Annotated in this window: 9 protein-coding genes and 1 tRNA gene; 7 read left to right on the forward strand and 3 right to left on the reverse strand. The window is 49.9% G+C overall.

From position 1 onward, the window contains the following. Positions 1-73: 73 nt before the first annotated feature. Positions 74-631 carry a hypothetical protein gene (locus HXW94_RS00090; RefSeq protein WP_178364868.1) on the reverse strand — a complete coding sequence of 186 codons (558 nt, stop codon included), beginning with the start codon at positions 629-631 and terminating at the stop codon, positions 74-76. A gap of 337 nt (positions 632-968) precedes the next feature. Between HXW94_RS00090 and corA the strand changes: the two genes are divergently transcribed. Continuing rightward, complete coding sequence (gene corA, locus HXW94_RS00095) at positions 969-2,033, forward strand: magnesium/cobalt transporter CorA (protein ID WP_178364869.1); 1,065 nt, start codon at positions 969-971, stop codon at positions 2,031-2,033. 4 nt (positions 2,034-2,037) lie between these two features. Next, entirely contained in the window at positions 2,038-4,635 is a 2,598-nt protein-coding gene (locus HXW94_RS00100; RefSeq protein WP_178364870.1) for a mechanosensitive ion channel domain-containing protein, read from the forward strand. Positions 4,636-4,683: 48 nt separating this feature from the next. Here HXW94_RS00100 and HXW94_RS00105 read toward each other — a convergent pair whose 3' ends face one another. Then, on the reverse strand, positions 4,684-5,862 hold the full coding sequence (locus tag HXW94_RS00105) for a thiolase family protein (protein ID WP_178364871.1): 1,179 nt from the start codon (positions 5,860-5,862) through the stop codon (positions 4,684-4,686). Positions 5,863-5,873: 11 nt separating this feature from the next. After that, the gene (locus HXW94_RS00110; protein WP_178364872.1) at positions 5,874-8,282 is read right to left on the reverse strand and encodes a 3-hydroxyacyl-CoA dehydrogenase/enoyl-CoA hydratase family protein; all 2,409 of its coding nucleotides are present in this window, start codon (positions 8,280-8,282) and stop codon (positions 5,874-5,876) included. 266 nt (positions 8,283-8,548) lie between these two features. On the opposite strand from HXW94_RS00110, the gene HXW94_RS00115 reads away from it, so the two are divergent. The 5 genes from HXW94_RS00115 (at position 8,549) to HXW94_RS00135 (ending at position 13,713) form a co-directional block, all read left to right on the forward strand. After that, positions 8,549-9,589 carry a phenyltransferase domain-containing protein gene (locus HXW94_RS00115; RefSeq protein ID WP_178364873.1) on the forward strand — a complete coding sequence of 347 codons (1,041 nt, stop codon included), beginning with the start codon at positions 8,549-8,551 and terminating at the stop codon, positions 9,587-9,589. A gap of 3 nt (positions 9,590-9,592) precedes the next feature. Continuing rightward, positions 9,593-10,318 (forward strand): acyltransferase, encoded by a 726-nt coding sequence (locus HXW94_RS00120; protein ID WP_178364874.1) that lies wholly within the window; start codon positions 9,593-9,595, stop codon positions 10,316-10,318. 100 nt (positions 10,319-10,418) lie between these two features. After that, on the forward strand, positions 10,419-12,128 hold the full coding sequence (locus tag HXW94_RS00125; protein WP_178364875.1) for a DUF2868 domain-containing protein: 1,710 nt from the start codon (positions 10,419-10,421) through the stop codon (positions 12,126-12,128). Continuing rightward, complete coding sequence (locus tag HXW94_RS00130; RefSeq protein WP_178364876.1) at positions 12,125-13,534, forward strand: GTPase/DUF3482 domain-containing protein; 1,410 nt, start codon at positions 12,125-12,127, stop codon at positions 13,532-13,534. The genes HXW94_RS00125 and HXW94_RS00130 overlap by 4 nt, the downstream gene beginning before the upstream one ends. Positions 13,535-13,637: 103 nt before the next feature. Then, a tRNA-Thr gene (locus tag HXW94_RS00135) sits at positions 13,638-13,713 on the forward strand. Positions 13,714-13,730 lie beyond the last annotated feature (17 nt).

The following is a 13,730-nucleotide window of genomic DNA, read 5'->3' on the forward strand; positions in this document are numbered from 1 at the left end:
TGAAGAGATAAATTGAAAAAAGAAGTTAAGCCGTTTGACCCTGCTGCGTGATTGTTAACATCCCCAATCCCAATCATAAGCAAAAATGTCTTGATGTGTAGCGGGTTTCAAAAAGGGTTCTTTGCCAATAATTACGGGTCAGAAGTATCCCGGGCCTTGAAAAAAGTACGCCGGGCAAAACATGGTACCATTTGAATCCCCGGGCTTGATAATGTTCTATGATTTCAGGCCCGATCCCTAAGTCCTTTGCCGCCACAACAGCGGCATCACGCTGGCAGCGTGAACCGGCATACAGATTTGCAATCCTGGGGTTGAACCCGTTTTCATAAAACAGGTCTTTTGCCTGTTTGTAATTTTGAAACCGGCTTAACGCATCCAGTTCTGCAAAAAAGGGGAGAATAAACCCATAGGCGGTCAGCCATCCGTATCCGGCCAGGTGAGACCATTTTTTCTGATAAAATGCGTCCATGGCCAGGGGGCAAAAGGTGCAGAACAGCATAATCCCGAGACAGGCGGCCAGGTGGAGCAACCTGCCGGTTTGAATCAGTTTTATGATTCTGCAGACATAAACGATATATCCCCTGGCACCGGCTGTATTGCCGGGCCGGAGCAGTCTGTTTCTTAAAATCATTTGGTCATGTCTCGGATTTATCGTTGTATTCTGAAATATTTCAGTCCCTTTAGTTCTTTTGTTCGGATATAAATATACCCTTTCCAGATAAAGGTGTAAACATTGCAGATTCCGGGGACAAACACAAACAGTCCAACAATTCGCCGAGAAAAAATTCCCCAAATTGCCTTTGGATGGGTGTGTAAAAAGCAGGCGGTGAATTTGGGTTTCCCCTGGATATTTGACAAAAATCGTATTCCCTGTTTTAACTATTATAACTATCCGTAATCCTGTGGTCATGATAATAAGGTGGTCTTAAATTAATCTCTGCAGTTGTAAATTCAATGAAAGGTTTGCCATGCCCAGATTTTTCAGAAAGTCAGGAAAAAAAGCCGGATCTTCGCCGGGCCTGCAGATTGATCTCCCGGCCGCGTTGGGCACACAGCCTGATATCTGTGTTTTAATCTATTCTAAAGCGTCTCTCGAAACCTACCATCCTCAGAACATTGACGCAGCCCTGCCTTTGATCCAGAAAAATAAAACCGCATGGATTCAGGTAACCGGCATACATGATCATTTTGCCTTTTCAAGGATGGGTGCGTTGTTTAATATCCATACCCTGACCTTGGAGGATATGGTTGACCCGGCACATCCTCCCAAATTTGAAGATTTTGACACCTATTATTATGTTACACTCAAACAACTGGCCTTTGATCCCGAGAATCATGAGATATCGGAAACCCAGGTCAGTATGGCCGTTATGGAGAACCTGGTGATTTTTGTCCAGGACAAACCGTCCCCTTGCCTTAAAGCAGTGGAGAAAAGACTGCAGGCCGGCAGGGGAAACATACGTACAGGCGGTCCCGGTTACCTGGCGTATGCCCTGATTGATGCTGTCGTTGATCACTCTCTGGATGTGATCGGGCAGATTGCTTCGGCCGTGGAATCTGTTGAACGTGACATGCTCGAAGATTTAAATCCGGGCCACCTTGAACAGATACATCGGCTGAAACGTGAGGTGATATTTTTCAATAAGCAGCTCCGGCCGGTGCGCGGGGCAATTCTTGGCTTGATGAAATCCGAATCCCCGTTTGTTCCGGATGCCGTCATCCGTTTTTATACGGATATTCTGGATCATGTTAATCATATTCTGGATGCGGTTATGTCGCTTCAAGAGCTTTTGTCCAGCATGCTTGATTTTTATATGTCAGCCCAGGGTAACCGCATGAATGAGGTCATGGCAACCCTGACCATTATCTCCACTATTTTTATACCGTTAAGTTTTCTTGCCGGAATTTACGGTATGAATTTTAAATTTATGCCTGAATTGGAGTGGCAGTGGGGATATTTCATTTTACTGGGGGGCATGGCGGTGATTGGCGGTGCAATGGTTGTATTTTTTAAAAAGAAAGGGTGGTTTTAAAATAATGAAAAAATTGGACGTTCAATTTATTTCCAGATCTTTTGTGATCCTGTTTGCCGGATTTACTCTTTTCAGTGGATTTACCCTTGCTTTTGCCGAACCAGAGCAGGATTCGACATCCCAGTTGATTGATGAAGTGGGGATTATCCTTGAAAAATCTTTGAATACTGAGCTCAATGACCTTGAAAAATATAAAAAACGGATAGCAAGCGAAGCGCAGAACCAGGTGTATTTGACAGCGGCCTATAACGGGTATCGGGTTCAATTTTCCTCTTTCTGGAATTTACTGCTGTCCGAGGATGTTGATATTGTCCAGCTTCAGAAAAGCAAGGCTGAACTGAAAACCGTCATGGTTGACGCCCAGAATATGTTTCAGGACTTGATTCCAAGAAAAGAGGCCGTGAAACAGGAACTTGAGCACCTGGAAAATCAGAAACTGCTTGTTGACAGACAACTGGCGGAACTTGCCGGCGTTAAGGAGAACACGCCTTCCAATAGTCAGCCCCTGACCATTGAAAATATGGCAACCCGTCTGGCCCGGGTACTCAAAGAAAAAGAGGCGCTGTTATCCCGGCTGGACCAGATATACACGGGCAGTCTGGATAAATTGAAGGAAATAAAGGAAACGTATACGAACCTGGATGCACAATTTGAAAAAAACATTGAGCAGAAAAAAGCAAAAGGGTTGTTTGAGCGTACAAATAAGGAGACGCGGGTTGGTGCCCTTTATTCTCTTGAGCAGGAATTCAGAACCCTGATTGAACAACTCTTTATCATTTCTGATCCCCAGTTCTGGATATCGGGCGTTGAAGAACTGTGGCAGGACGCACAGCTTCTGGCGGTATCATTTTTCTTTGTCCTGGCTGCGGTGTTTGCCATTCTATGGCGCCTTCGGAAAGAGGCCTCTGGCTTGACGACTCTGCCTGTTGTGCAAAACCTGGGCGCCTGGCATCAGATGGCCGCGGAACTGCTGATCATGTCCATTATACCGGCCGGGACTGCGCTGACAATTTTTCTTTACAGCCGTCTGGATCGAATGGTTCTGGTATCCAGAATTTTTTTAGAGGCCGCGCTGGTGATAATGATTTTGCTGGCGTGCAGATGGATCTGCCGGTCCTTGAAAACGGTTTTTGCTGAAGCCGTCGGCGGAGAATCCAATGCCGGGTATTTAATTTTTTTCACCCGGGCTGTTGCTGTGTTTATTCTTACCCATGGGGTGTTGCGCGACGTTTTGGGGCAAAGTTCGGGGCTATTGATCCTGCTGCGCATGACAGGGGCATTTATCATGTTTGTCTGGACCCTGAAAGCCTGGCGGGATGTTGACTTCAATACGCTTAAGTCCCCGGGGGAAAGTCATCAGGATAGAAATCAACTGATTCGGCTTTTGACCACCAAGTATGTGATGCTTCTGCTTTCCGGTGTTTCACTCATGCTGGACATGATTGGTTATGAACTGCTTGCCTCCCACTGGGTACGTTCCTGGATCGAGAGTCTTGTCGTTTTTTTCTGGTGGGCGATTTTTCTTCACCTGCTCCAGGAATGGGATCTCTATTACAGGGAGAAAAGCCATAACCGCACGGACGCGTTTGCTTATGATGATTATCCTTTCCAGTGGCTGCTCATCCGGGCAGGTCAGTTCTGCTGGATGGTTACCCTTTCAATTTTTATGCTGTTGATTTGGGGTAATTCTCAGACCGTGCTGGGTCACCTGTATCGGGTTCTGGCCCTGCCGTTGAACATCGGCAATATGCAATTCAGCTTTTTAGGGGCGATTTTTGCGGGACTGGTAATTATTTTCACCTATGCGCTGGTGCGGATATGGAAATGGCTGTTTCAGAAAAAATTTTTAAGTCGTTCAGGCATGGTCCAGGGTCTGCAGGAATCCATTACAACCATCTCTGCTTATATTATTTGGGCCATAGGTCTTCTCATCGCCCTGCATGTCTTTGGACTGAACACGGCGTCCCTGGCCGTTGCCTTCGGTGCCCTGGGTATTGGTATTGGGTTTGGCCTGCAGAACATCGTCAATAATTTTATATCCGGCATTATCCTGCTGTTTGAGCGGCCCATCCAGGTGGGGGATGATGTAGAGGTTAACGGCACCTGGGCCAGGGTAAGAAAAATAAATGTCCGGTCCACAGTGGTGCAAACCTATGACAATGCCTCCCTGATTATTCCCAATGCCGATTTCATCAGCAATCAGGTGACCAACTGGAGTTTCAAGGATAAACGAATCCGTCGCAAAATCAGTGTCGGTGTGGCATACGGATCTGATGTGGAACTGGTGAGAAAAGTTTTACTGCAGGTTGCCGGGGATGCGCCCAATGTCCTTCGCTACCCGAAACCGGACGTGCTTTTTACGGATTTTGGCGACAGTGCATTGATTTTTGTGCTGCGGCTCTGGACCGATATAGACCATATGCTGGAGGTAGATACGCATGTCAGATTTGAGGTCGATAAAAATTTCCGGGAAAACCACATTGAGATCAGCTTTCCCCAGCGTGATATTCACATTCGGTCCATTGAAGGGGCGGAGCGGTTTTTTCCTGCCAAAGCACCGGAATCGCAACCCCCGGAACAGGAGAAAACACATGACGATTGAAATTAATATGGAGCGCGGGTGGGACGCCCGCGCTCCAGGGTTAAGTTATCAAAGTTTTTCAAATACGGCTGCCGCACCCATGCCGCCGCCGACACACATGGAGACAACACCGTATCTGCCGCCGACTTCTTTGAGGTTGGCAATACATGTGGCTGTCAGTTTGGCACCGGTGCAACCTAACGGATGGCCCAGGGCGATGGCGCCGCCGTGAATGTTGATTTTATCCATGTATTTTTCAAGGTTGAGTTCCCGGATGCAGTGGATGGCCTGGGCGGCAAAGGCTTCATTGATTTCATAAATATCGATATCGTCAATGGTCATGCCCACCTGTTTAAGCACTTTGGGGATGGCATATTTGGGGCCTACACCCATTTCATCCGACTTGCAGCCCACAGTGGTATACCCAACCAGCCTGGCAATAGGGGTCAGGCCAAGCGCCTCACACTTTTCCCTGGAGGCCACGATGCCGGCTGCGGCCCCGTCCGTGGTCTGGGAGGCGTTGCCGGCGGTCACGGAACCGTTCACTTTGAATACCGGTCCCAGTTTTGCCAGGCCCTCGGGTGTGGAAGCCCGGATCCCGTCATCATGTTCAACAGTAAAGGACTCTTTTTTATACGTCCCGTCAGGCTGTACAATATATTTGTAGGCCGGGGTCGGGATGATTTCAGTGAATTTTCCGCCGTCTCGGGCGGCCATGGCCTTGGCCTGGGACTGGGAGGCAAACAGGTCCTGGTCTTGCCGGGAGATGTTGTACCGTTCAGCCACGTTTTCAGCGGTAATCCCCATGGATACGTACATGTCGGGATGGGTTCTTGAATATTCCGGATGGGGCCGGGGGACATTGCCGCCCATGGGGACAAACGTCATGGACTCGCAGCCTGCCCCCACGCAGATTTCCGACCAGCCCGCAGAGACCCGCACAGAGGCCAGGGCAATGGCTTCAAGGCCGGACGCGCAGAACCGGTTTACCGTGGCACCGGAGACCTTGTCCGGGAAGCCTGCCATTTTCGCCGCGATCCGGCCCAGGTTCAGGCCCTGTTCCGCTTCGGGGAAGGCGCAGCCCAGCATGACATCGTCAATGTCTTCGGGTGTCAGGTTAGCGGTTCTTTCAACCGCTTCTTTCATAATAAAGGAAATCAGTTCTTCGGGCCGGGTCTGGCTGAACATTCCTTTTTTTTGCTTGCAGCCCGGGGTCCGTACGGATTGTACGATATATGCGTCTTTCATGATCTTATCTCCTAATTTCTTAACGGCTTTCCGGTTTTCAGCATGTGGTCAATTCTGGCAATGGTTTTTTCTTCCCTGCAGAAGTCCACAAACGCCTCTCGTTCGAGTTTGAGGATGGCTTCTTCGGCAATTTCACTGCCCTCGCCGGCATCGCCGCCGCTGACGACATAGGCAATGCGTTTGGCCAAAAAGGCGTCATATTCACTCATGAATTTGCCGTTGAGCAGGTTGAACACCTCCGCATTCACCATGCCCTGACCCGCGTTGCCGATCACTTTAAGTTTCTTTTTCAGCGGGGGAATATATCCGTCATCCACCATTTTAAGGACTTCTTTTTTGGCTTCGCCCACAAGATTGTCCCGGTTCATGACAATCCGGTCGGCAGGGCCGAGAAATCCGTTATCCCGGGCCTGGGCCGCTGACATGGATACGGCGGCCATGGCGATTTTCATGAATGCCTGGATAAAGAATTTGGCCAGATCCACCTCTTTTACGGTTTTGCCCGGCAGGGCATCCACATATTTTTTCCACAGGTTCATACAGCCGCCGCCGGCGGGCAGCAGGCCCACACCGATTTCAACCAGCCCCATGAAAAGTTCGGTATGGGCAACGATGCGGTCAGCGCCCAGGCAGGTTTCGCAGCCACCACCCAAGACCATGCCGTAGGGTGCGGCAACAACGGGGAAAGGTGCGTACTTGACGCGTTGGATGCCGCTCTGGGCCTTTGCCAGGAATGCATCAATTTCAGCATATTTTTTTTCGTGGCACAATTTGGAGACAAAGGCAAGGTCCGCACCGGCGGAAAATGCGCCGGGCATCCCCCCGGCTTCGTTGCCGATAACAAGGCCGGCACCGTGTTCTTCGACATAGTCAAGGGATCTGCCGATGGCATCAACGATTTCAGCGTTAATGGCATTCATCTTGGTGTGGAATTCAATGCAGAAAACGTCATCTCCAATATCCACCAGGGATGCCGACGCATTTTGAAAAACTATTTTATTATTGCCTTTGGCGGCAGCAATCGAAACCATATTTTTAGACACCGGAACCGCCTTGTATTGACCTGACGAAAAATCAAAGTAGCAGCGGATACCGTTTTCAAGTTTGTAAAAAGATTTGTTGCCCTTGGCCAGCATGTCCGTGACATTGGCCGGGATATCAAGCCCTTCGTTTTTCATTCTTTCTACGGCGTCTTCAACACCATAGGCATCCCAGGTTTCAAAGGGGCCCATCTCAAAGTTATAGCCCCATTTCATGGCGTTATCGATTTCAACGATGGTCTCGGCGATTTCAGGTATCCGGTTGGCTGCATACTGGAACGCGTTGGCCTGGCATCGCCAGGCAAATTGGGCGCCTTTGTCATCGCCTTTGAGTATGCAGGCCACCTTCTCTGCCAGGGTGGCTTTTTTCCTGGCCTGGTCCAGGCAGGGAAACGATGCTTTTTCAAAATCTTCATATGCCAGGGTGTCAACATTAAGCACCTTGCGCTGTTTTTTCCATTCCGGGGTCAGTTCTGTTTTGTAAAATCCCCCCTGGGTTTTGTTGCCCAGCATTTTTTTATCGACCATTGTGGTGATAAATTCAGGCAGGACAAGTGTGTCGCGCTGCTCGTCGTCCGGGCACAGGTCATAGGAATTTTTGGCCACATGAACCATGGTGTCAATACCGACCAGGTCCGCGGTTTTGAAGATGGCGGTTTTAGGGCGGCCCAGGGCCGGTCCGAACAGGGCATCCACTTCGGGGATGGTCATTTGGTCTTCGCGCATGAACTTGATGCAGGCACCAATGCCCTGAATACCGATTCGGTTGCCCACAAAGTTCGGGGTATCCTTGGCCCGGACAATCCCCTTGCCCAGGTTTCTTTCGCCAAACCGGGCAATGAAATCCATGACGTCGGGGGTGGTTTCAGCGCCGGGAATCAGTTCGAGCAGGTGCATGTAGCGGACCGGGTTAAAGAAATGCGTGCCCATGAAGTGTGCTTTGAATTCCTGGGAAAGACCTTGGCTCATATCCTTGAGGGGAATCCCGGAGGTGTTGCTGGTAACAATGGCGCCTTGTTTTCTGACCTTGGCAATCTTTTCGAACAGCGCTTTTTTGATATTCAGGTTTTCCACGACCACTTCCACGATCCAGTCGCATTCCGACATTTTTTCAATATCATCATCCAGGTTTCCCGTGCTGATGCGCGAAGCGTCTTTTTTGCTGTAAAATAGAGAGGGGTTCGTCGCCAATGCCGCTTCCAAACCAGCCTGAACAATGCGGTTTCTCGCCCCAGGGTCTTTTTTTTCTTCGTCAGTTAAATCAAAAGGGACAATGTCCAGCAGCAGCACCTCAACACCGGCGCCGGCAAGAAGGGCGGCAATTCCGCCGCCCATGATTCCAGACCCGATAACTGCCGCTTTTCTGATCTTTCTTACCATTGTTTTCTCCTCAATTTGGGTATAAGAGCTTGTTTAAATAATAGACATTATACCGATTTTAGCTAAGTGCTTGATTTTATTAGATTTGCAAAAATTAACTTCCCAATAAAATCAATAGGTTATGAAAAATCGGTATAATGTCTAATCAAAATCAATTGCCCTGAAGGATCATTCAGTTTTGTTTGCATAAATCTTGTAAAATAGATAGGGGTTTGATAATTTAGCCCTGTTTTTACAAAGGATATTATTATTTTTTAAGAGAGTCAATGCGCCCGATAAATGCAACGCTGCATCCCAACTCGTCTCTGGACCCCGGCTCAGTTGCCGGCATGATTGCCGGTCTTCAAAGGGAGAATGGTGATATCCCCTGGCATGCCGGCGGGAAAACCGATCCCTGGGATCTTGTGGAATCCGTCATGGGACTGAATATTGGTGGGTTGCATGACCAGGCCATGGCCGCCCTGGACTGGCTGGTAACACGCCAGAATGAAGACGGGTCCTGGTATTCATCCTATATGGATTCCGTTCCCGAGGATCGGACCACCGAAAGCCACATGGCCTGTTATCTCGCGGTGGGGTTATTCCATCAGTTTTTAATAAAGGGGGACAAGGCTGATCTGGAAAAATTCTGGTCTGTCATGTCAAAAGGGATCGCGTTTGCTTTGGCGCTTCAGGCACCCACAGGAGAGATTTACTGGGCAAAAAGTCCGGCGGGAAAGGTGGATCCCATGTCTCTTTTGGCCGGCAGTTCTTCCATATTCATGAGCCTGAAGTGTGCCCTGGCCATTGCCGGCATCCTGGGCCGTGAGCGCCCGGAATGGGAGGATGCGCTTAAACACCTTGACAGATCCATCAGGGAAAATATTTTTACTTATAATGTATCCAAGTCCAGATTTTCCATGTACTGGTTTTACCCAATACTGTCCGGGGCATTGCAGGGACGCCGGGCAAAGGCACGTATTGACAGATACTGGCATAAATATGTCATTGAGGGTCAGGGATGCCGCTGTGTGTCCGACCAGCCCTGGGTGACCATTGCCGAAACCGCGGAGCTGGTGCTTGCACTTCACGCCATGGGGCGTCATCAAAAGGCCGGTATTGTTTTTTCCTGGATTCACAACCGGGTGTTTGAGGATCAAACCTTCTGGTGCGGCTACACCTATCCGGATATGGTGATCTGGCCGGAGGAGAAAATATCCTGGACCAATGCCGTGGTTTTAATGGCCGCCGATGCCCTGTATCGTCTGACGCCCGGGGCCCGGTTATTTGATCATGATGCCTGGGACGGCAGTATATTTAAATATTGAACAATGATTCGGGATAAACGCCCATACTATATCAAACAGGCCTGGTACCGGCTCCAGAATATTTATGTCCGCCGTTATCTTGTCCCACAGCTCAGCGCCCTGGGGCCCCATGCTTATATAATTAAACCCTGGTATATCGAATTGTTCGGCCGCCCCATCTCCATCGGCACTCATGTGACCCTGCTGGGATGCCCGGACAAAAGAACTCGGTTGACCGTGTGGTCCGAAAAAAAGGATATTGACGGTATCCGTATCGGGGACCATGTGCTTATCTCTCCGGGCGTGCGGATCTCAGCGGCCAATTCCATTTGTATTGCAGACTCCTGCATGCTGGCCAGCCACGCCTATATTACGGATTCAGACTGGCACGGTATTTACGACAGATCCTTGCCGCCTGCCGGCCGGTCAAGGGTGGTCCTGGAAGAAAATGTGTGGATCGGTGATTCCGCCATTGTGTGCAAAGGCGTAACCATTGGGAAAAATTCAATCATCGGGGCCGGTGCCGTTGTCACCAATAATATCCCTGCCAATGTTGTGGCTGCAGGCAATCCGGCCAGGGTCATCCGGAAACTTGATCCCGACCGGCAAATCATCACCCGCAAAGACCGCTATGGAGATACGGAAAAAATGACAATGGTTTTGGCCACTGCTGAAAAAGATTGCCTGGAAGGAAATACGTTTTTAGGATGGATTCGCAATTTTATCGCCCCCGGCAGGGACTCTCGTTAGGGCCGGTATGCCGGCCTGCCCCTATAGCGGCCGACGTTAGAACCAATCCCTCCCTGTAATACGGATTGTGAAAATTATGACAATTTGTTAAAGAATTATTATGATTTTGTCTCTTAAAGATATTATTGATCTTGATTTTCTTATGGGTCTGGATGAAGATCCGGAAAATATAGATACGACCGCCATTGCATCCCGGGACAGAGATATCTTCCGTCAGATTAAAGATGGCGACCGACTGGATGATACCGGACTGATTGCGGGATGGCTGGAATACCGGCGTCTGTTGTTTTTTCAAAAGACCGCGAACGGCGGCGGCTCCGGGGCTAAGCTTCCAGGTGCGTTATTTGCCTCTTTTTATGCCTGGATCGCCAAGGTGGTCTTTGCCTGTGGCCTGGCTGCCGGAGGTATGGGCGCATATTCGTTTCTGGCTTACCATGGCAGCCGGCCTGTGAATGTGACCTTGTTTGTTGCTGTGTTTATCCTTTTTCCGGCTTTGCTTTGTTTGGGTGCAGCACTGGTGGGCTTCCATCAGTTCCGGTCGGGCCCTGCCGGGTCAGGCTGGTCCGGCGCGCTGCACCGACTGTCCATGCGTCTGTTTATTGATAAATTCATGGGGCGGATGCAGACGTGGGCCGCACCTGTTCAAAAACATTTTCCTCAATTTTCAACAGATGCCGGTGAGTTGCTGCATCTGGATACCCGGTCTTTTCGGCGTATTCTGTTCTGGCCGGTGTTCATTGTACTCTCCCTGGGTGCGCTGGGGGTTTCAACCGGGGTACTTGGCGGCACGTTTTTCAGGGTTATGGTTACGGACTTGGCTTTTGGCTGGCAATCTACACTTTTGACTTCCGGGGAGAGTGTGTACCGCCTGGTATCCTGGATGGCATTGCCCTGGTCCTGGGCCATGCCTGATATTTTTGTGCCTACCCTTGAGCAAATAGAAGGCAGCCGGATTGTACTCAAGGAAGGCCTTGCCGGACTGACCAGTGAACATTTAACTGCCTGGTGGCCGTTTCTATGCATGGGGCTGCTGGTATATGCCATTATTCCCCGAATTGTTATCGTGGGTTTGGCCCATGCCGCCAGGATGCTGGCTCTTGCCCGGTTTGACCTGTCCCGGCCTGGGTACCAGCGCCTGCTCATGCGGATGCGAACTCCCCGCATGGGTATGGATATCAAAAAGACCGGCGGCTCCCGGGCGGAATCCAGAACGCCTTTGCCCAGGCCGGACAGGCCGGAACCCGCGTCTGTGATGGAAAAAGATAAAGCCCCTGTTGTTATGCCTCAATCCGATAGGATTTTAAGCACACCAAAGCCTGAGTCTGAGTCAACGTCTGAACCAGAATCTGAAGTCCGGCCTCCGGCTTTATCTGATGCCCCCTGTGTTAAAAAAAATAGGCCTGATGCGCTTGTGCTTGGATCGGCCAGGGGATTTGAGGAAAATGATATGGAACAGATTCGGGCTGGTCTGGAACAGCAGTTTGGTATTCATATTGCCGCTACCGTCGGCATTCATTATGATTTTGATGAAGATCAGGACCAGATAGCAGCCCATATTAAAGATTTAAGCCAGGGGCCTTTGATCTTGCTTCAGGAGGTTTGGCAGCCACCTATCCGTGGACTGCTCTATTATTTTGTTCAAATTCGTGAGATGTTTTCTGATTTTCCCCTATGGATCGTAATGATTCAGACAATGGCGCCGGGTGAAAAAGATGTGGCGCCTTCTGATGTAAATTTTCAGGTATGGAAGAGTGCCGTAAACCAGCTTAACGATCCGTGGGTGGTCATTGAAAGGTGGGTGTCGCCATGATGGCATTGCCTGAATTTGCCGTTTTAGGGCACCCCAATGAGGGAAAATCCTCGGTGGTCTCCACATTGACCGAGGACGACCGTATCCAGGTCAGCCCGGTGCCCGGTGAAACCAGGGTTTCCAAGTCCTATTCCGTGACCAGGGATGACAAAGAGCTCATCCGGTTTATTGATACACCGGGGTTCCAGGCGCCTCGGCAGACCCTGGCCTGGTTCAGAAAAAATCCCGGGCCGGACATGGTGGCCCGGTTCATTGCCGAACATGAAAATAACCCGTTTTTTGCCGATGAGTGCGAACTGTTGACACCGGTGGCCAATGGGGCCGGCATTATTTATGTGGTGGACGGATCCCGGCCTGTAAGGGAAGATGATCTGGCTGAAATGGAGATCCTGCGGCTCACGGGACAGCCCAGAATGGCTGTTATCAATGCAAAGTCCGAGACCCGGGATAATACAGAGGTGTGGAAAGAAGAGTTTCGCAAATTTTTCAACGTCATTCGGATCTTTAATTCCAACCAGGCTGATTTTTATGAGCGCATCCGGCTGATGGAAAGCCTTAAAGCCATTGACCAGGACATTGAACCGTTGATGGAAGGCGTGATCCAGGCCTTTAACGTGGAATGGGAAAAGCGTAACCGTTTGGCCTGTGCGTATATTGTTCATGGTATGGAGCAGGCGTTGCGTTTTTCTTTGACCCGCAGACTCAAAGCGGACATGGATTCTGTGACGCTCAAGGAAAATCTTACCCGGGAATATCAGGGAAACATCCGGGAGATTGAACAAAAAATGTTTGGCCATATCCGTTCACTGTTCCGTCATCACCTCTATGATTATCCATTGCCTGCCTGTTCCATTCTCAAGCATGATCTGTTTTCAGAGCAGACCTGGGAGATGCTGGGTTTGACCCGGGCCCAGGCCGCTACCGCCGGTGCGGTACTCGGAGGTACCCTTGGGGCGGTGTTGGATACGGCTGCAGCCGGACTGACCTTTGGAATTTTTACGGCCATTGGTTCCGCCGTGGGTGCAGGTTCCGCTTTTATGGGGCTCCGGCGTCTGGCGAATGCCTCATCAAGGCTTGGGGGGGACCGGATCCAGGTGGGGCCCAATGAAAATATTCAGTTTTTGTATATTCTTCTGGATCGGGCGTTGCTTTATTACACCCATATGAGTCGGCGCGCCCATGGCCGGCGTGATGTCCCTGAAACAAAATCCCACCTTATTTCCAATGGAGAAAAGGTGGGGATTTCCACCCTTTTGACAACAAAGCAGCACCGGGTCTGCATGGAATTCTTTAAAGCCGGCCGGAAAAAAGATTCAACATCCGGTAAAAAACATTCGATATCCTTTGATCATCTGGTGGCCTCTTTGTTGGAAGATATCCTTAAAAGGCGTATCAATCCTTTGTAACCGCCCCGGGCTGATCTGGTTTTTTACCGTGATTCACCCCACCGCGGGCGTTAAATCTCTTGAATTTCCAGGGACGCCCTGATATAAATTGGGGGTCAAAAAAGCCGGCGTAACTCAGTTGGTAGAGTATCTCACTCGTAATGAGAAAGTCGTCCGTTCGAATCGGATCGCCGGCTCCAATAAAATCAATGGGTTA

The organism is Desulfobacter latus, from assembly GCF_013389365.1.
Lineage (GTDB): Bacteria > Desulfobacterota > Desulfobacteria > Desulfobacterales > Desulfobacteraceae > Desulfobacter > Desulfobacter latus.

Coding starts and splice junctions, on each gene's coding strand:
- HXW94_RS00090 (WP_178364868.1), bottom strand. CDS start 631: ATGATTTTAAGAAACAGACTGCTCCGGCCCGGCAATACAGCCGGTGCC.
- corA (WP_178364869.1), top strand. CDS start 969: ATGCCCAGATTTTTCAGAAAGTCAGGAAAAAAAGCCGGATCTTCGCCG.
- HXW94_RS00100 (WP_178364870.1), top strand. CDS start 2,038: ATGAAAAAATTGGACGTTCAATTTATTTCCAGATCTTTTGTGATCCTG.
- HXW94_RS00105 (WP_178364871.1), bottom strand. CDS start 5,862: ATGAAAGACGCATATATCGTACAATCCGTACGGACCCCGGGCTGCAAG.
- HXW94_RS00110 (WP_178364872.1), bottom strand. CDS start 8,282: ATGGTAAGAAAGATCAGAAAAGCGGCAGTTATCGGGTCTGGAATCATG.
- HXW94_RS00115 (WP_178364873.1), top strand. CDS start 8,549: ATGCGCCCGATAAATGCAACGCTGCATCCCAACTCGTCTCTGGACCCC.
- HXW94_RS00120 (WP_178364874.1), top strand. CDS start 9,593: ATGATTCGGGATAAACGCCCATACTATATCAAACAGGCCTGGTACCGG.
- HXW94_RS00125 (WP_178364875.1), top strand. CDS start 10,419: ATGATTTTGTCTCTTAAAGATATTATTGATCTTGATTTTCTTATGGGT.
- HXW94_RS00130 (WP_178364876.1), top strand. CDS start 12,125: ATGATGGCATTGCCTGAATTTGCCGTTTTAGGGCACCCCAATGAGGGA.